This is a genomic window from Sphingomonas rubra, from assembly GCF_900115745.1.
GTDB lineage: Bacteria > Pseudomonadota > Alphaproteobacteria > Sphingomonadales > Sphingomonadaceae > Sphingomonas > Sphingomonas rubra.
This window is the reverse complement of the sequence record NZ_FOXP01000001.1, coordinates 367761-385273: the sequence shown is the minus strand read 5'-3', so window position 1 is coordinate 385273 and position 17513 is coordinate 367761. Positions and strand designations below refer to the sequence as shown.

The following is a 17513-nucleotide window of genomic DNA, read 5'->3' as shown; positions in this document are numbered from 1 at the left end:
TCCGCCGCAGGCCTGTCGATCGGGCATCCGGGATATGCTTTGCGGGGTCGCGGGATGGGTTCGCTTGGTCTACAGCCCGGCCCGTGTCAATACGCCGTCTCCCCGAGCATCTGGTCAACCGTATCGCCGCCGGTGAAGTGGTGGAAAGGCCCGCCAGCGCGTTGAAGGAACTGGTCGAGAACGCGCTCGACGCGGGCGCCGGGCGCATCGCGGTGTCACTGGCCGGCGGCGGTCTCGACCGGATCGAGGTGGTCGACGACGGCTGCGGCATGGCCCCGGCGGAGATGGCGCTGGCGCTGCAGCGGCACTGCACCTCCAAGCTGCCCGACGAGCATATCGAGGCGGTGGCGACGCTGGGGTTTCGCGGCGAGGCGCTGCCGTCGATCGCGTCGGTCGCGCGGCTGACGCTGGAGAGTCGGCCGGCGGCGGCGGACGGCTGGCGACGGGTGGTCGACAACGGCGCGCTCGCCGCGGAGGGGCCCGCCGCCCTGCCGCCCGGTACGCGAGTGGTGGTGGAGGAGCTGTTCGCGCGCGTGCCGGCGCGGCGCAAGTTCCTGCGCTCGGGCCGGGCGGAATACGCCGCCTGCCTGGATGCGGTCAGGCGGCTGGCGATGGCGCGGCCGGACGTGGCCTTCACGCTCGACCATGACGGGCGGCGCGCACTGACGGCGAGCGCGGCGGACGACCGGCCAGCGCGCGTCGCGGCGCTGACCGACCGGGCGCTGGCCGACAATGCGGTGGCGATCGATTTGGTGCGGGAGGGCATGGTGCTGGGCGGCGTCGCCGGGCTGCCGACGTTCAATCGCGGCATCGCCGATCACCAGTACCTGTTCGTCAACGGTCGGCCGGTCAAGGATCGGCTGCTGATCGGCGCGATCCGCGGCGCCTATGCCGAGATGCTGCCGCGCGACCGGCACGCGGTGGTGGCGCTGTTCCTCGACGTTCCGGCCGAACAGGTGGACGTCAACGTCCATCCGGCGAAGACCGAGGTGCGGTTCCGCGATCCGGCGCTGGTGCGCGGGTTGATCGTGTCGGGCCTGCGCCGGGCGCTCGACGAGGCGGGCCATCGCGCGGTGCAGCGGCCGAGCGAGGCGGCACTGGCGGCGTGGACGCCGGAGCCTTCTCGCGAGCGTCACCCCGGCGACGGCTGGGCGGTGGAGGGAATTGCTCCACCGGGGGTGACGAGCCTGGTAGGCGATCGCCCGACCTTCTTCACCGCGCCGCCCGCCGCGCGGGCCGAGCCCGCCTGGGCACCGCCGCCGGAGACCGCCGTGCACCCGCTCGGCGTCGCGCGCGGGCAGGTCGCGAAGACCTACGTCGTGGCGGAGGCCGAGGACGGGCTGGTGCTGGTCGACCAGCACGCCGCGCACGAGCGGCTGGTGCTGGAGCGGATGCGCGCGGCGCTCCGCCACGGGCGCGTGGCGGCGCAGGCGTTGCTGCTGCCCGAGGTCGTCGAGCTGGACGAGCCCGCCTGCGACCGGCTGGAAGCGCGGGCCGGGGAACTGGCCGATTTCGGGCTGGAGCTGGAGCGGTTCGGCGCACGGGCGATGCTGGTCCGCGCCACGCCGGCGCTGCTCGGCCAGGCAAATCCGGCGGGACTGGTCGCCGACCTGGCGGACGAACTGGCCGCGTTCGACGAGGCGCTCTCCTTGCGCGAACGGCTCGACGCGGTGGCGGGGACGATGGCGTGTCACGGCTCGGTCAGGGCGGGCCGCATCCTGTCGGTGGCGGAGATGAACGCGTTGCTCCGCGAGATGGAGGCGACGCCGCATTCGGGTCAGTGCAACCACGGCCGGCCGACCTGGGTGAAGCTGGCGCACGCGGATATCGAGAAGCTGTTCGGGCGGCGCTGAACGGACGTTTCGATTGGACGCTACGCCGCCGCGATTTGCTTGACTCGATTGACCCCTGGAACGAAACTCGCAGGCGACATCGTTTCCATTTCTGCCCTGAAAAAGAGCGGCATCGATTCTGGTTCGCCGCTTATAGCGGTCAGCGGGTTTGTAGGAAAGCGACGGCGTGGCCGATGCTGCCAAGCGGTCGCCGCCGAGGATAGGAGATCAGCCATGGCCCGGATCAACTTCATCGAGCTACCCGCGGGCGACCTCGGTGCGGCCCGAACCTTCTACGCCAGCGTGTTCGGTTGGGAGCTGACCGATTTCGGCCCGAGCTACTCATCCACCACGACCGGCGATGTCGACCTCGGCTTGCAAGGTGACGGGCGCGAGGCGAGCGCCGCGCCGCTGCCGGTGGTGCTGGTCGACGATCTCGAGGCGGCATACGCCGCGGTGGAACGTGCCGGTGGCCGCATCAGCAAGCCGATCTTCGGATTTCCCGGCGGCCGACGCTTCCATTTTCTCGATCCGAACGGACTGGAACTGGCGATCATGCAGGCGGACTGACCGCCCGCGATCATGCATCCCATCGGTCGCGGCCAGCGCGTTTCCGCGTCCGCCCCGATGCAAGAAGGCCGCCCGGATCACTCCGGACGGCCTCTCTCGTTTCCAGTCGAGGCGGCGAGGGCGTCAGCCCTGCGCCTGCTCCTCGCTCGGCTGAGCCTCGGCGGTGGCGCCGGGCTCCGCGTTCGGATCGTAAGCCTCGACGAAGCCGGCCTCGTCGCGCTCGAACATCGACGCCATGACGTCGACGCCCGACGCCTGCATCTCGGCCTCTTCGGGCGAGCGGGCGACGTTGACCTTGACGATCACCGACACTTCTGGGTGCAGCGCGACCTTGACCTCGTACAGGCCGATCGCTTTGATCGGCTTGTCGAGCACGATCTGGCTGCGCTGGACCTTGAGCTTCTTGGCCTCCAGCGCCTCGATCAGGTCGCGGACCGCGACCGAACCGTAGAGCTGGCCGGTGTTCGACGCCTGGCGGATCAGCGTCACCGACGCGTCCTTGAACGAGCCGGCGTCCTTCTCGGCATCCGAGCGGCGCGAGGCGTTGTCGGCCTCGATGCGCGCGCGGTTGGCCTCGAACACCTTGCGGTTCGCCTCGTTGGCGCGCAGCGCCTTCTTGCGCGGCAGCAGGAAGTTGCGGGCGAAGCCGTCCTTCACCTTCACCACGTCGCCGATGGCGCCGAGCTTCTCGACGCGCTCCAGCAGAATGACGTCCATCTCTAGGACTCCTTACTTAACGACGTAGGGCAGCAGGCCCAGGTGACGGGCGCGCTTGATCGCCTGGGCGAGCTCGCGCTGCTTCTTGGCGCTCACCGAGGTGATGCGCGACGGCACGATCTTGCCACGCTCGGACACGAAGCCCTGGAGCAGGCGCACGTCCTTGTAGTCGATCCGGGGAGCATCCTTGGCGGAGAAGGGGCAGCTCTTGCGGCGGCGGAAGAACGGACGAGCCATTATGCGGCCTCCTCTTGGTCACGACGGGGGGCACGATCGGGGCGATCACCACGCGGCGCACCGTCACGGCCACCTTCACGCTCGCCGCGACGCTCGCGGTCGCGCTCCTGCTTGCGCATCATGGCCGAGGGACCCTGCTCCAGTTCGTCGACCTTGACGGTCATGTAGCGGATCACGTCCTCGTTGATCTGGGTCTGGCGCTCCAGCTCAGCAATGACGTTGCCGGGGGCGTCGATCTCGAGCATCACGTAGTGCGCCTTGCGGTTCTTGGCGATGCGATACGCCAGCGAACGCAGACCCCAGGTCTCGGTCTTCACGACCTTGCCCTCGTTGTCGGTGATGATCTTGGTGGCGGCTTCCGCCAGCGCGTCCACCTGCGCCTGTGCCAGATCCTGGCGCGCAAGGAACACGTGCTCGTATAGAGCCATGCGTCTCTTCTCACTGTTGGCCGATCGCTGACGGACGCCCCATGCGCACCGCCCCTCCGACTGTCGTCCCGTAATTCAACGCGAAAGGGCGAAGAGCATCAGCCCTCCGCCCTCAAGCTGGTGCTTTCTTAACCGAAAGCGCGTGGATTACAAGCGTGTCAGAACACGCGAGTGCGGACGCTCACGATCGTGCCGTTGGGGCGAACCAGCACCGCGTCGCGGCCCGAGCGCGCCCAATATTGGCCACGACCGGGGGCGGCGAGACGATAGCCGCGCCAGTCGTTCACCCGGCGATAGTCGCGCGCGTAGCGGCGGTCGAAGCGCTGGCCGGTGCGCCAATTGCGGTACCCGTTCGTCCGCGTGGTGGTGCGGGTGACCACGGTGCCGTTCGGCCGCTCGCGCACGACGGTGGTCTGGCGGGTCTGCGCCTCGGCGGTCGTGACGGCGATCGGGCCGACCGCAACGGTGGCGGCGATGGCGGTGAGGAGGAACTTCTTCATGGCGATACTCCCTTGTTCAGGCGCCGGATACGCGGCGTCCCACTCCATATGGGCGGCGATTGTCGCGGAGGTCTGACAGCAATCCTGCCAAACCGTCGCCGAGTGTCGCAAACGGGCGAGGTGCGTTCAGGTTGCGGGGCGGGGTCACGAACCGTAAGGGCGCGCGACACGGATAACAGGAGAGCCCGATGCGTGCGTTCATCTTCCCGGGACAGGGCAGCCAAGCGGTCGGCATGGGCCGCGCCCTCGCCGACGCGAGTCCGGCCGCCCGCGCGGTGTTCGAGGAGGTCGACGAGGCGCTGGGCCAGCATCTGTTCCGCATCATGACCGACGGCCCCGCCGACGAGCTGACGCTGACCGAGAACGCGCAGCCGGCGATCATGGCGAATGCGATCGCGACGCTGCGGGTGCTGGAGCAGGAGGGCGGCGTGCGGCTGGCCGACAAGGCGGACGGCGTCGCAGGCCATTCGCTGGGCGAGTATACTGCCCTATGCGCGGCAGGCGCCTTCGATCTTTCCACGACGGCGCGATTGCTGAAGCTGCGTGGGCGCGCGATGCAGGCGGCGGTGCCGGTGGGCGAGGGGGCGATGGCGGCGCTGCTCGGCGCCGACCTCGACAAGGCACGCACGATCGCCGGCGCGGCGGTCAACGCGATCCTGGCGGAGGGGGGCGAGGAGCTGGTCTGCACCGTCGCCAACGACAATGATCCGTCTCAGGTGGTGATCTCCGGCCACCGCGCGGCGGTGGAGCGGGCGGTGGCGCTGGCGAAGGAACTCGGCGCCAAGCGCGCGGTGCTGTTGCCGGTGTCGGCGCCGTTCCACTGTCCGCTCATGCAGCCCGCGGCGGACGCGATGGACGCGGCGCTGGCGGAGGCGACGATCACCGCGCCGCTGGTGCCACTGACCTGCAACGTCGACGCGGTGGCGATCGCCGATCCGGGTCAGGTGCGCACGGCGCTCGTCGCGCAGGTGACGGGCATGGTGCGCTGGCGCGAGTCGGTGCTGGCAATGGTCGAAGGCGGGGTGACGGAGTTCGTCGAGTTCGGCGGCAAGGTGCTGGCGCCCATGGTCAAGCGCATCGCGCCGGATGTCGAGGCGGTGAGCGTCGTGACGATGGACGACGTGGAGGGATTGGTGAAGAAGCTTTAGTTCACGCGGAGGCGCGGAGACGCGGAGAAGAAGTGAAAAGTATCGATGAGATCAGCGGTGACGTGCTGAACGTAGCCTTGCAGCTGCACCGCGATCTTGGACCCGGCCTGCTGGAGAGCGTTTATGAGATGGTGCTCGCCGGAAAGCTGTGCAGTCTCGGATATTACGTCGCGCGGCAACGACCGGTAGACATTGAATTCGATGGTTTGCGCTTCGAGGCTGCGTTTCGCATCGACCTGCTCGTCGACGATCGTCTCTTGGTGGAAATCAAATCGGTGGAGCGGCTAAATGCCGCTCATGGCAAACAACTACTGACCTACCTTCGCCTGACCGGACAGCCTGTAGGGCTGCTTATCAACTTCGGTGGCGCGACGCTCAAGGAGGGAGTGCGACGGATCGTCAACGGCCATCGCTCCTCCGCGTCTCCGCGTCTCCGCGTGAACAACAACGGAGAATAGCATGTTCGATCTCACAGGCATGACCGCCCTCGTTACCGGCGCGTCCGGCGGGATCGGTTCGGCGATCGCGCGGGGGCTGGCGGCGCGGGGGGCGCGGCTGGCGGTATCGGGGTCGAACGCCGACAAGCTGGAGAGCTTCCGGAGCGGCCTGGGTGGCGATCATGTCGCGTTGACGTGCGACTTGTCCGATGCGGGTCAGGTGGACGCGCTGGTGCCGGAGGCGGTCAAGGTGCTGGGGAAGCTCGACATTCTCGTCAACAACGCCGGCGTGACGCGCGACAATCTGGCGATGCGGATGAAGGACGACGAGTGGGATCAGGTGATCCGCGTCAACCTGGAGGCGGCGTTCCGGTTGATCCGCGCCGCCGCCAAGCCGATGATGAAGGCGCGGTTCGGGCGGGTCGTGTCGATCACCTCGGTCGTCGGGCAGACGGGCAATCCAGGGCAGGCGAACTATGCCGCGTCCAAGGCGGGCCTGGTCGGCATGTCCAAGGCGCTGGCGCAGGAACTGGCCAGCCGCAACATCACCGTTAACTGCGTGGCGCCCGGCTTCATCCGCTCGGCGATGACCGACGGGCTGCCGGAGGCGCAGAAGGCGGCGTTGACCGGCCGCATCCCGGCAGGCGACCTGGGCACGGGCGAGGACATCGCCGCGGCGGTGGTCTACCTCGCCAGCCGTGAGGCGGGCTACGTCACCGGGCAGACGATCCACGTCAACGGCGGCATGGCGATGGTGTGATGGGGGCGAGGCCGCGGCGCATCGTCACCACCCATAGCAGGACGATGGCGAGCAGGTTGAGCGGTACGCCGGTTGCCTGCGCCGTCGCGCGCCCGACCAGCGGTGCGAGATAGGCGAGGGCGAGCACGCTTTTCTCGCCATCGCGCCACCCGGTCACCGCCGCTTCCGCGACCAGAAAGGCGATGGCGACGCCGATCACCACGGTGTCGTAGTCGAAGGCGTACGGGGTGGCGAGCAGCGATCCGGTCGCCACCGCCGCGTAGCGGACGCGCGCGGGTGCGGCGCGCAATGCGACGATGCCGAGGATCGCGGCGGTGCTCGCCACCGCCTGGACGGCGTAGGCGAGCGCGACCGGCCCGTCATGGAGGCGGACGGCGGCGAAGGCGCTGACGATCTTGTAGGCGCCAGTATCCGCCTGCTCGACGATCACGGTACGGGTGAGCGCCAGCGACCCGGCAAAGGCGTGCCAGACGGCGACGCCCCAGATCGCGGTGGTGGCGGCGACCAGCGCCATCACCGTCGCGCCGGCGGCGGCGATGGCGCGCCAGTGACCGCCGACCAGCATCGCCACCGGCAGCACCGGCGCGAACTGCGGCTTGTAGCAGAGGCAGCCGATCAGCACCCCCGCAAGGACCGGCCGGCGCGCGAGCAGCAGCAGTCCGCCGCCGAGCAGCGCCGCGGTGAGAAAGCCGTTCTGCCCGTGCCCCAGGCAGACGAGCACGGCCGGGAAGCCGAGCGCCACCAGCACGGTGGTACGACCCGGCACGATGCGGCAGGCAACGGCGACCGCCGCGGTGAGCGTCGCCCCCTGCCACAGGATCAGAGCCGCCAGATAGGGGAGCAGGGCGAACAGCGCGGCGACGAGCAGGAAGGGCGGCGGATAGTGCCAGCCGTAGAAGGGGACGCGCGGCCCATGCAGCGCGCGTTGCACCGCGTGATGGCGGGACCAGTCCCACGCGCTCGCCGCCTGCCCGTGATCCGCCATCCAGCCGGCGGTCCAGACGTTGGAGAAGTCAGTGCCGAGCGGCCGCCCCCAGGCGTCCACCGTGCCGTGCGCCTCCCAGGCGAGCGCCCCGATCATCAGCACGGTGGCGAGCAGCACCGCGAGCGCGACGGCGCGGGCGCGCGGTGCCGTGACCCAATCGTCCGTCCTCAGCCTCATCACCCCGTCATCCCCGTTGCCTTGCGATAACGTCGCTGCGGTAAGCGACGGTTAACGCGGCGCCGGGCTCGCGTCGGCGGGGTTGCCACGCAACGGACCCCGTTCTACGTGCGTTCAGGAAACACCCAAGTACGAAGAGGGAATACCATGAGCGAGACCGCCGACCGCGTGAAGAAGATCGTCGTCGAGCATCTCGGCGTCGAGGCCGACAAGGTCACCGAGGACGCGAGCTTCATCGACGACCTGGGCGCCGACAGCCTCGACATCGTCGAGCTGGTGATGGCGTTCGAGGAGGAGTTCGGCGTGGAGATCCCCGACGACGCCGCCGAGAAGATCACGACCGTGAAGGACGCGATCACCTATATCGACGAGCACAAGTCGTAAGATAGCATACGGCCTACGGGCACGGATACACGAGCGGCTTCCCGTCCCCGGTTGAGGAGGCGGGGAGCCGTTCGACGTTTGAGCAGGGTGGAGTTTTGAACATGCGGCGTGTCGTCGTCACCGGTCTGGGCCTTGTCACGCCGCTGGGCGCGGACGTCGAGACCGCCTGGGCGAACATCTTGGCGGGAAAGTCGGGCGCCGGGCCGATCACGCGCTTCGACGCGGCGGACCAGGTCTGCAAGATCGCCTGCGAGGTAAAGCCGAAGGACCATGAATACGGCTTCGATCCGGGCAAGCGGGTGGACCACAAGGTCCAGCGCCAGGTCGATCCGTTCATCGTGTACGGCATCGACGCCGCCGGTCAGGCGCTGGAGGATGCGGGCCTGACGGAGATGACGGTGGAGCAGAGCTGGCGCGCGGGTTGCTCGATCGGATCGGGCATCGGCGGGCTGCCGGGGATCGAGAGCGAGTCGATCGTGCTGCACGAGAAGGGGCCGCGCCGCGTTTCGCCGCACTTCGTGCACGGGCGGCTCATCAACCTGATTTCCGGCCAGGTATCGATCAAGTACGGTCTGCGCGGGCCCAACCACGCGGTGGTGACCGCCTGCTCGACCGGCGCGCACGCGATCGGCGACGCGGCGCGGATGATCGCGATGGACGATGCCGACGTGATGCTGGCGGGCGGCGCCGAGGGCACGGTCTGCCCGCTCGGCATCGCGGGCTTCGCGCAGGCGCGCGCGCTGTCGACCGGGTTCAACGACACGCCCGAGAAGGCGAGCCGCCCCTATGACAAGGACCGCGACGGCTTCGTGATGGGCGAGGGCGCGGGCATCGTCGTGCTGGAGGAATATGAGCATGCCAAGGCGCGGGGGGCCAAGATCTACGCCGAGGTGATCGGCTACGGCCTGACCGGCGACGCGTATCACGTCACCGCGCCGCATCCGGACGGCGATGGCGCGTTCCGGTCGATGCAGATGGCGCTCAAGAAAGCCGGTCTGGAGCCGGGCGACATCGATTACATCAACGCGCACGGCACCTCGACCCCGATGGGTGACGAGTTGGAGCTGGGCGCGGTGCGGCGGCTGTTCGGCGAGGCGATGGCGACGGTGTCGATGTCGTCGACAAAGTCGGCGATCGGCCACCTGCTGGGCGGCGCGGGCGCGGTAGAGTCGATCTTCTGCATCCTGGCCCTGCGCGACCAGATCGTGCCGCCGACGCTGAACCTCGACAATCCGAGCGACAGCTGCGTCGGGGTCGACCTGGTGCCGCATAAAGCCAAGAAGCGGCAAGTGCGCGCGGTGCTGAACAATTCGTTCGGCTTCGGCGGCACCAATGCGTCGCTGGTAATGCGGTCGGTCTGATCTTTGTCGTCATGCCGGGCTTGTCCCGGCATCCAGAGCCAAGCAGCGCTATCGCTCGTGATCCTGGATGCCGGGACGAGCCCGGCATGACGGAGGGTGTGAATGCGCAAACTAGGCTGCCTCGTCCTCTTGATCGCCGCGCTGGTCGTGGCGGCACTGGTGGCGACCAACATGTGGGCCGGTGGCGGCCCGGCCGCACGGCCCTTGACGGTCGTCGTTCCCGAGGGCGCGAGCGTCGCGCGGGCGGCGACCGAGCTGGAGAAGGCGGGGGCGATCCGCTCCGCCTCGCGCTTCCGGCTGCTGGCGCGGGCGTTCGGCAATGGCGGATCGATCAAGGCGGGTGAGTATCAGCTTCCCGCCGGAGCCAGCCAGCGCGCGATCTGGGCGCTGCTGACCGAGGGCAAGGTGCGCCAGCGGCTGGTGGCGGTGCCGGAGGGGTTGCCGTCCGTCCTGGTCCACGACGCCGTGATGCGCGCGGACGGGTTGACCGGGACCGTCGCGGTGCCGCGCGAGGGATCGGTGCTGCCCGACAGCTACGCCTATCAGCGCGGCGATACGCGCGCGGCCGTGGTCGCGCGGATGCAGAAGGCGATGGCCGATTATCTCGCCGCGGCGTGGCGGCGGCGCAAGCCCGGCATCGCGGTGAGCAGCCCCGAGCAGGCGATCGTGCTCGCCTCCATCGTCGAGAAGGAGACGGGCAAGCCGTCCGAGCGGCGCACCGTCGCCGCCGTCTACGGCAATCGCCTGCGGCTGGGCATGCCGCTGCAGGCCGATCCCACCGTCATCTACCCGATCACCAAGGGGCGGCCGCTCGGGCGTCGCATCCGCCAGTCGGAGCTGCGGGCGAAGAATGGGTACAACACCTATGCCAGTCCGGGCCTGCCGGTCGGGCCGATCGCCAATCCGGGGCGCGCCTCGATCGACGCGGTGCTCGATCCGGCGCGGAGCCGTGCACTGTACTTCGTCGCCGACGGCACCGGCGGCCACGTGTTCGCCGACACGCTGGAGCAGCACAACGCCAACGTGAAGCGCTGGTACGCGATCCGCCGCCAACGCGGTGAGATGTAAGGGAACTCGCCCCGCCGCTTCCGGTTGATGGCGCCATGACGGAGACGTTGACCGAGGCGCTGCCGACCGAGCTGGAGATCGCAACCGAGGCGCTGCTGCGCGAGGCGCACGAGCGCGAGTTGATGCTGGCGACGGCGGAGAGTTGCACGGGCGGGATGCTGGCGTCGCTGCTGACCGACGTCGACGGCTATGGCCACGTCTTCGATCGCGGCTTCGTGGTGTATAGCGAGCACGCCAAATGCCAGCTGCTGGGGCTGGCACCGGAACAGATCGCGCGCTGCGGTGCGGTGAGCCGCGACGTGGCGGTAGCGATGGCGCAAGGGGCGCTCGCCGCGTCGGACGCGCAGGTGGTGCTGGCGGTCACCGGCTTCGCGGGTGAGGGCGCACCGGGCGATGAGCCGGGCCTCGTCCATTTCGCCTGCGCGCGGACGGGACGGGCGACGGTGCACCGGGTGGAGCATTTCGGCGATGTCGGCAGGGGCGCGGTGCGGATCGCGGCGCTGAAGGTGGCGGTGGCGCTGATGGCGGCAGTGGTGGCGGACGCGGGCGGCGGTTGATCGATTCGTCGCCGCTACACGCGTCAGCTCGCCGTCACCGCCGCGCGGCGTTCGATCAACCAAGCCATGGCTTCGGACCGATCGAAAAGTACGCGCAGTCGCTCGTGGCGCAACACGCGCTCCGTTTGCATTTTCGCCAGCATGGAGGCGACGAGAATGGCGGTGTAGCCGGTGTTGACCTCTCGACCCCGGGTAAGCAGCGCTTGGAAGGCGTCGGCAATGGCGGGCTGCTGCACGGCGAACTCGCGGGCGTCGATCAGCACGTCCCAAGGACGACCGCGCCCGGCGAGGGTGATGACCATGGTGGTGATCGCCGTCGCGAACCGGGTGAACTGGTCCTGATCCCAGAGGCCGCGCACATGGATCAACTGGATATAGTGTTCTTCATCGAAGCCGAGTTCGAATTTCAGATCGGCCATGTTGACCCCCTTGTCGGATTGCTCAGGAACGCAGCGCTGCCGCGGCGCGCGCTTTCATCTCCACCTCGGCCATGGTGCCGCCGGTCACCCAGCTGCCGCCGACGCACTCGACGGGGCCGAGGGCGAGCCAGTCGCGCGCGGTCGCCTCGGTGATGCCACCGGTGGGGCAGAAGCGGCACTGGTTGAAGGGGGCGGCGAGCGCCTTCAGCGCGGGCAGGCCGCCGCTGGTCTCGGCCGGGAAAAATTTAAAATGGGTGAGCCCGAGGTCGAGGCCGCGCATGATGTCGCCCGCGGTGGCGACGCCGGGGAGGTAGGGCACGCCCGACCGGACGATCACCTCGCCCAGCCGCTCGGAGAGGCCGGGGGAGACGATGAACTCGGCGCCCGCTGCCATCACCTGCTCGAATTGGTCGGTGTTGACCACGGTGCCGGCGCCGACGATCGCGCCGTCGACCTTCTTCATCTCCGCGATGGCGTCGAGCGCGGCAGGGGTTCGCATCGTCACTTCCAGCACCTTGAGGCCACCGGCGACCAGCGCCTCGGCGAGCGGACGGGCGATCACGGCGTCGTCGATGACGAGCACGGGGATCACCGCGCTGGTGCGCATGATGGCCAGAATGTCGCGGGACGTGTCGGTCATCGGGCGTGTTCCTGGGCAAAGGCGGCGGCGGCGCCGAAGAGGCCGGGCTGGGGATGGGTGATGAGCTTGACCGGGATCGCGGCCATCATCGACTGGAAGCGTCCCTTGGCGACGAAGCGCTGGTCGAAGCCGGAACGGAGGAGCTTGTCCTTGATGCGCAGGCCGAGACCGCCGGCGATGACGACGCCCTTGGCCCCGTGTGCCAGCGCCAGGTCGCCCGCGACGGAGCCGAGCGCGAGGCAGAAGCGGTCGAGCGCGGCGAGGGCGATCGAGTCGGTCCCTTCCAGCGCTTCGGCCCAGATCTCCTTGTCCTCGCGCTCGTGCACGGCGCGGCCTTCCATGTTGGCGAGCGTCTCGTAGATGGCGACGATACCGGGACCGGCTACGATCCGCTCGGCCGAGACGCGGGTGAAGACTTTCCGCAGGCGGCGGACGAAGGCGTCCTCGATCGCGTCGTGCGGCGCGAAATCGATGTGGCCGCCCTCGGTGGGGAGGATGTGGTAGGCGCCGTCGGTCTTGAAGACCTGTGCGACGCCGAGACCGGTGCCGGGGCCGCAGACGGTGGTGACGCCCTGCGCGGGAAGCTCGCGGTCAGGGCCGCAGAGATGGACGAACTGGTCCTGCGGCAGCTGCGCGACGGCGTGGCCGACGGCGCCGAAATCGTTGATGATGGTCCAGGTCGGCGCGCCCAGCCGCTCGGGGATCAGCGAGGGGCGGATCACCCAGGGATTGTTGGTCAGGCGGATGACGTCGCCGGTGATCGGCGAGGCGATCGACAGCGCGGCAGCCGGGGGCAGGGTGCCGCCCCGCTCCGCCGCGAACGCCTGCCAAGCGGTCTGGAGTGAGGCGTGCTCGGCGGTCTTCTGGGTCGATACGTCGCCGAGCGAGATGACGCGACCGCCCTCCACCTCGGCGATGGCAAAGCGCGCGTGGGTGCCCCCGATGTCGACTGCGACGACCTGCATTCTTCTCTCCCTCCGTCATGCCGGGCTCGTCCCGGCATCCAGAGCCACGAGCGCAGCGCTGCTTGACCCTGGACCGCGGGTCAAGGCTCTCCTGAGTTTATCGAGGGGCTCGGGGTGACGGGGTGTTAAAAGCCCGCGCCCGCCAGCACCGCCGACGCGCCCTTCTCCGCCTCGTTGGCGTGTCCGCGAAACAGCCCGAACAGTTCGCGACCCATGCCGCTGCCCGGCGGTGGCGAGGCGGCAGGTTCGCGCGCGGCCAGCACGTCGGCGTCGACCAGCACGTCGAGCGTGCCGGCGACCGCGTCGACGCGCACCATGTCGCCGTCGCGGATCAGGCCGATCGCGCCGCCGAGCAGCGCCTCGGGCGAGCAGTGGATGGCGGCGGGCACCTTGCCGCTCGCCCCCGACATGCGGCCGTCGGTGACGAGCGCGACGCGGAAGCCGCGGTTCTGGAGAACGCCGAGCGCTGGCGTGAGCTTGTGGAGCTCGGGCATGCCGTTGGCGCGCGGGCCCTGGAAGCGGACGACGACGACCACGTCCTGCTCCAGCTCGCCGGCCTGGAAGGCGGCGAGCACGTCGGCCTGATCGTGGAACACGCGCGCGGGCGCCTCGACCACCCAGCGGTCGCGCTCGACGGCGGACACCTTGATGCAGGCGCGGCCGACATTGCCTTGCAGGATGCGCATGCCGCCGTCGGGCGAGAAGGGGGCGGCGGGGGTGCGCAGGATCGTCTCGTCGCCGCTCGGGCCTGGATCGGTCCAGGCGAGCGCGTCGCCGTCCAGCACCGGCTTCTCGCCATAGGCGGCGAGGCCGTCACCGGCGACGGTCATGATGTCGGGGTGGAGGTGGCCGCTGCCGATCAGCTCGCGGATGACGAAGGGCATGCCGCCCGCCGCCTCGAAGCCGTTCACGTCGGCCGACCCATTGGGATAGACTCGCGCGATCAGCGGCACGGCGGCGGACAGGCGGTCGAAATCCTCCCAATCGATGACGATGCCCGCTGCGCGCGCGATGGCGGGCAGGTGGAGCAGGTGATTGGTCGAGCCGCCCGTCGCCAGCAGGCCGACCGCCGCGTTGACGATCGACCGCTCGTCGACGCACGCGCCGATCGGCCGGTAATCGTCGCCGCGCTGGCCGATCTCGGCGAGGCGGTGGACGGCGGCGCGGGTGAGTTCCTGGCGCAACTTGGTGCCTGGATTGACGAAGGCGGCACCCGGCATGTGCAGGCCCATCACTTCCATCATCATCTGGTTGGTGTTGGCGGTGCCGTAGAAGGTGCAGGTCCCCTTGCCGTGATAGGCGGCGATTTCCGCCTCCAGCAGCTCCTCGCGCGTGCAGTCGCCAACGGCGTAGCGCTCGCGGACCGCGGCCTTGGCCTTGTTGGCGATGCCGGTCGGCATCGGGCCGCCGGGGATCAGGATCATCGGCAGGTGGCCGAAGCGGAGCGCGCCCATCAGCAGGCCCGGCACGATCTTGTCGCAGATGCCGAGCAGCGCCGCACCCTCGAACGTGCCGTGGCTGAGCGCGACGGCGGTGGAGAGGGCGATGGTATCACGGCTGAACAGCGACAGCTCCATGCCGGCGTAGCCCTGCGTCACGCCGTCGCACATCGCGGGGACGCCGCCCGCGACCTGAGCGGTGGCGCCGGCCTCGCGCGCCCAGACCTTCATGAGTTCGGGATATCGATAGTAGACGGCGTGCGCCGACAGCATGTCGTTGTAGGCGGTGACGATGCCGATGTTCATGCCGCGGTCGGCGCGCATGGCGTCGCGATCCTCGTCAGTGCCGGCATAGGCGTGAGCGAGGTTGGCACAGCCCAGCGCGGGACGGCGGATCTGGGTCTCGCGCTCGCGGTCGAGCAGGTCGAGGTAGGCACGGCGGGTGCGGCGCGAGCGCTCGACGATGCGATCGGTTACGGCGAGGACTTCAGGATGCATCGTTCGACCGTAGAGCAACTTTCCGCAAGCGCGAAGACCGTCGGCTTACGTATTCAATTCGCAACCGTCATGCCGGGCTCGTCCCGGCTCCCGGCATCCAGGGCCGCGAACACCGCGCTGCTTGACCCTGGATGCCGGGACGAGCCCGGCATGACGCGAGGGTTACGGAGCCCAGTGGATGTCGATCGGTAGTTCTACATCGGCGAGGACGCGACCGATCGGGTAGGGTGACGACGGCCCCTGCTCGATCGCCTGTTCGAGCAGCTTGCGCTTGGCGTCGCCGGTGACGGCGATCATCAGCGCCTTGGACGAGGCGATGGCAGCGCGCGACAGGGTGACGCGCGCGACGGGCGCCTCGGGCGGCAAGGACTCGGGCATAACGCCGAGCGCGCGGCGTTCCTTGGGCCCGTTCAGTGCCTCGTCGTAGTCGACGCCGGGGAAGATGGAGGCGGTGTGGCCGTCGCTGCCAACGCCGAGCAGGCAGAAGTCGAGCGGCCAGTGGAGATCCTGCATCAAGGCATCCGCCGAACGGCCGGCGGCCTTGTAGTCGGCGGTCGCCTCCGGCACGATCGGCATGACGCGCGCGCCCTTTGGTAGGAATATCTTGGCGAGTGCGGTGACGTTCGACAGCTTGTCGCCGAGCGGCACGATGCGTTCGTCGCCGGGAATGATCGTCACCTTCTTCCAGTCGAGCTTGGCCTTGGCCAGCTTCTCGTAGGCGGGGAAGGGCGTCTTGCCCCCCGCCAGCGCGATCACCGCCGAGCCGCGCGCATCGAGCGCCGATTCGATGACGAACTGGATGTCGCCCGCGACGGCGTCGGCCAGTTCGGCCGCGTCGTCATATTCCCACCATTCGATCTCGGTCATTCCAACAATCCTTTGTTCTCGCCCGACCCCGTTCGTGCTGAGCGAACGGCGGGGGCATGTTCAATCGTCCTGCCAGGTCACCCCGTCGCGCTCGGTGAGCGCGATGGCGGCCGAGGGCCCCCAGGTGCCGGCGGGATAATGTTTCGGTTTGGTGCCGTTGGCGGCCCAGCCGGCGCGGATCGCGTCGGTCCAGCGCCACTGCGCCTCCACCTCGTCGCGGCGGACGAACAGCGTCTGGTCGCCCTCGATCAGGTCGAGCAGCAGGCGTTCGTAGGCGATGCGGCGGCGCTGGCCGGAGAATTCGCTGTCAAGGCTGAGCTTCAGCGGCACCTCGCGCAACCGCACGCCGTCGCGGTCGAGGCCGGGTTCCTTGGCCATCACCAGAAGCTCGATCGTCTCGTCGGGCTGGAGGCGGATGACGAGCGTGTTGGGCTGGAGCAGGCCACCGCGGCCGGCGAACATCGAGTGGGGCACGGGCTTGAACTGGATCGCGATCTCGCTCTGCCGCTTGGCCATGCGCTTGCCGGTGCGGAGATAGAAGGGGACGCCCTGCCAGCGCCAATTATCGACGTGCGCCTTGATCGCGACGAAGGTCTCGACGTCCGAATCGTAGCCCAACTCCTCGTCGTAGCCGCGCACGATCTTGCCGCCGACCGCGCCGCCGAAATACTGGCCGGTGACGGTCTGCGCCTGCGACTCCTCCGGCGCGATCGGGCGGAGCGAGCGGAACACCTTCGCCTTCTCGTCGCGTACGTCGTCCTTGTCGAACCGCGCGGGCGGCTCCATCGCGATCAGGGCGAGCAGTTGCAGGATGTGGTTGGTCACCATGTCGCGCAGCGCGCCGGCGCCCTCGTAATAGCCGGCGCGATCCTCCAGCCCGACCGTCTCGGCGATGGTGATCTGGACGTTGTCGATGCCGCGCGCGTTCCACACCGGCTCGAAGAAGGAATTGCCGAAGCGGAGTGCGAGGATGTTCTGCACCGTCTCCTTGCCGAGATAATGGTCGATGCGGAAGATGCGCGTCTCCGGAAAGGCGCGCGCGACGGTGTCGTTGATCTCCTGACTCGACGGCAGGTCGTAGCCGAGCGGCTTTTCCAGCCCGACGCGCACGGTGTCGCCGGTGAGGTTGACCGATTGCAGCCCCTCGATCGCGGATTCGAACAGCGACGGCGCGGTGGACAGGTAGATGGCGAGCCCGCCCGACACGTCGCCGACCTTCTCCGCCAGCGACGGGAAGCTCTTCGGATCGGACAGGTCGCACGCCTGATAGCGGAGGCGCGCGACGAACGAGTCGATCTTGGCGTCGTCCTTACGGTCGTCGGGCAGGAACTCGCCCAGCGCCTCGCGCGCCATCGTGGCATAGCCCGCGTCGTCGATGTCCTGCCGCGCCGCGCCGGTGATGACGAACGCCTCGGGCAGCAGCCCGTCCGCGTGGAGGTTGAACAGCGAGGGCAGCAACATGCGCCGGGCGAGGTCGCCGGTGGCACCGAACAGCAGCAGCTGGGCGACGGGATCGCGGGTCAT

Annotated in this window: 20 protein-coding genes; 9 read left to right on the top strand and 11 right to left on the bottom strand. The window is 69.1% G+C overall.

What is annotated here, in order from left to right; genetic code table 11:
- Positions 1-83 precede the first annotated feature (83 nt).
- Entirely contained in the window at positions 84-1853 is a 1770-nt protein-coding gene (gene mutL / locus BM145_RS01880) for a DNA mismatch repair endonuclease MutL (protein ID WP_093330537.1), read from the top strand.
- A gap of 213 nt (positions 1854-2066) precedes the next feature.
- The gene (locus tag BM145_RS01875) at positions 2067-2402 is read left to right on the top strand and encodes a VOC family protein (protein WP_093330534.1); all 336 of its coding nucleotides are present in this window, start codon (positions 2067-2069) and stop codon (positions 2400-2402) included.
- Positions 2403-2525: 123 nt separating this feature from the next.
- Here BM145_RS01875 and rplI read toward each other — a convergent pair whose 3' ends face one another.
- From rplI to BM145_RS01855, 4 genes are all read right to left on the bottom strand, one after another.
- Entirely contained in the window at positions 2526-3119 is a 594-nt protein-coding gene (gene rplI / locus BM145_RS01870) for a 50S ribosomal protein L9 (RefSeq protein ID WP_093330531.1), read from the bottom strand.
- A gap of 12 nt (positions 3120-3131) precedes the next feature.
- Positions 3132-3356, bottom strand: a complete 225-nt coding sequence (rpsR, locus tag BM145_RS01865; RefSeq protein ID WP_007403456.1) for a 30S ribosomal protein S18 — start codon at positions 3354-3356, stop codon at positions 3132-3134.
- Positions 3356-3784, bottom strand: a complete 429-nt coding sequence (rpsF, locus tag BM145_RS01860; protein ID WP_093330527.1) for a 30S ribosomal protein S6 — start codon at positions 3782-3784, stop codon at positions 3356-3358. Before rpsF ends, rpsR begins: the two co-directional genes overlap by 1 nt.
- A gap of 158 nt (positions 3785-3942) precedes the next feature.
- The gene (locus BM145_RS01855; protein WP_093330524.1) at positions 3943-4284 is read right to left on the bottom strand and encodes an RcnB family protein; all 342 of its coding nucleotides are present in this window, start codon (positions 4282-4284) and stop codon (positions 3943-3945) included.
- Positions 4285-4472: 188 nt separating this feature from the next.
- On the opposite strand from BM145_RS01855, the gene fabD reads away from it, so the two are divergent.
- The 3 genes from fabD to fabG are packed head-to-tail and all read left to right on the top strand — an operon-like array spanning position 4473 to position 6629.
- Entirely contained in the window at positions 4473-5432 is a 960-nt protein-coding gene (gene fabD / locus BM145_RS01850; RefSeq protein ID WP_093330522.1) for an ACP S-malonyltransferase, read from the top strand.
- 32 nt (positions 5433-5464) lie between these two features.
- Positions 5465-5890, top strand: coding sequence for a GxxExxY protein (locus BM145_RS01845; RefSeq protein ID WP_093330519.1), 426 nt, complete (start codon positions 5465-5467; stop codon positions 5888-5890).
- Between the two features lies 1 nt (position 5891).
- On the top strand, positions 5892-6629 hold the full coding sequence (gene fabG / locus BM145_RS01840) for a 3-oxoacyl-[acyl-carrier-protein] reductase (protein WP_093330517.1): 738 nt from the start codon (positions 5892-5894) through the stop codon (positions 6627-6629).
- Here fabG and BM145_RS01835 read toward each other — a convergent pair.
- Entirely contained in the window at positions 6604-7791 is a 1188-nt protein-coding gene (locus BM145_RS01835) for a glycosyltransferase family 87 protein (protein ID WP_245738996.1), read from the bottom strand. The genes fabG and BM145_RS01835 overlap by 26 nt on opposite strands.
- Before the next feature lie 147 nt (positions 7792-7938).
- Between BM145_RS01835 and BM145_RS01830 the strand changes: the two genes are divergently transcribed.
- The 4 genes from BM145_RS01830 to BM145_RS01815 all read left to right on the top strand — a co-directional run bounded on the left by BM145_RS01830 (position 7939) and on the right by BM145_RS01815 (position 11161).
- Positions 7939-8175: an acyl carrier protein gene (locus BM145_RS01830; RefSeq protein WP_055843503.1), complete on the top strand. Its 237-nt coding sequence runs from the start codon at positions 7939-7941 to the stop codon at positions 8173-8175.
- 101 nt (positions 8176-8276) lie between these two features.
- Positions 8277-9536, top strand: coding sequence for a beta-ketoacyl-ACP synthase II (gene fabF, locus BM145_RS01825; RefSeq protein WP_093330515.1), 1260 nt, complete (start codon positions 8277-8279; stop codon positions 9534-9536).
- Between the two features lie 102 nt (positions 9537-9638).
- The gene (gene mltG, locus BM145_RS01820; protein WP_093330512.1) at positions 9639-10604 is read left to right on the top strand and encodes an endolytic transglycosylase MltG; all 966 of its coding nucleotides are present in this window, start codon (positions 9639-9641) and stop codon (positions 10602-10604) included.
- 35 nt (positions 10605-10639) lie between these two features.
- The gene (locus tag BM145_RS01815) at positions 10640-11161 is read left to right on the top strand and encodes a CinA family protein (RefSeq protein WP_093330510.1); all 522 of its coding nucleotides are present in this window, start codon (positions 10640-10642) and stop codon (positions 11159-11161) included.
- Positions 11162-11184: 23 nt separating this feature from the next.
- On the opposite strand, the gene BM145_RS01810 is transcribed toward BM145_RS01815, so the two are convergent.
- The 6 genes from BM145_RS01810 to zwf all read right to left on the bottom strand — a co-directional run bounded on the left by BM145_RS01810 (position 11185) and on the right by zwf (position 17513).
- Complete coding sequence (locus BM145_RS01810) at positions 11185-11580, bottom strand: hypothetical protein (protein WP_093330507.1); 396 nt, start codon at positions 11578-11580, stop codon at positions 11185-11187.
- A gap of 22 nt (positions 11581-11602) precedes the next feature.
- Positions 11603-12220 (bottom strand): bifunctional 4-hydroxy-2-oxoglutarate aldolase/2-dehydro-3-deoxy-phosphogluconate aldolase, encoded by a 618-nt coding sequence (gene eda / locus BM145_RS01805; protein ID WP_093330505.1) that lies wholly within the window; start codon positions 12218-12220, stop codon positions 11603-11605.
- Complete coding sequence (gene glk / locus BM145_RS01800) at positions 12217-13185, bottom strand: glucokinase (protein WP_093330502.1); 969 nt, start codon at positions 13183-13185, stop codon at positions 12217-12219. Before glk ends, eda begins: the two co-directional genes overlap by 4 nt.
- A gap of 125 nt (positions 13186-13310) precedes the next feature.
- Complete coding sequence (gene edd, locus BM145_RS01795) at positions 13311-15122, bottom strand: phosphogluconate dehydratase (RefSeq protein ID WP_093330499.1); 1812 nt, start codon at positions 15120-15122, stop codon at positions 13311-13313.
- 162 nt (positions 15123-15284) lie between these two features.
- Positions 15285-15989, bottom strand: coding sequence for a 6-phosphogluconolactonase (pgl, locus tag BM145_RS01790; RefSeq protein ID WP_093330497.1), 705 nt, complete (start codon positions 15987-15989; stop codon positions 15285-15287).
- Positions 15990-16049: 60 nt separating this feature from the next.
- The gene (zwf, locus tag BM145_RS01785; RefSeq protein WP_093330494.1) at positions 16050-17513 is read right to left on the bottom strand and encodes a glucose-6-phosphate dehydrogenase; all 1464 of its coding nucleotides are present in this window, start codon (positions 17511-17513) and stop codon (positions 16050-16052) included.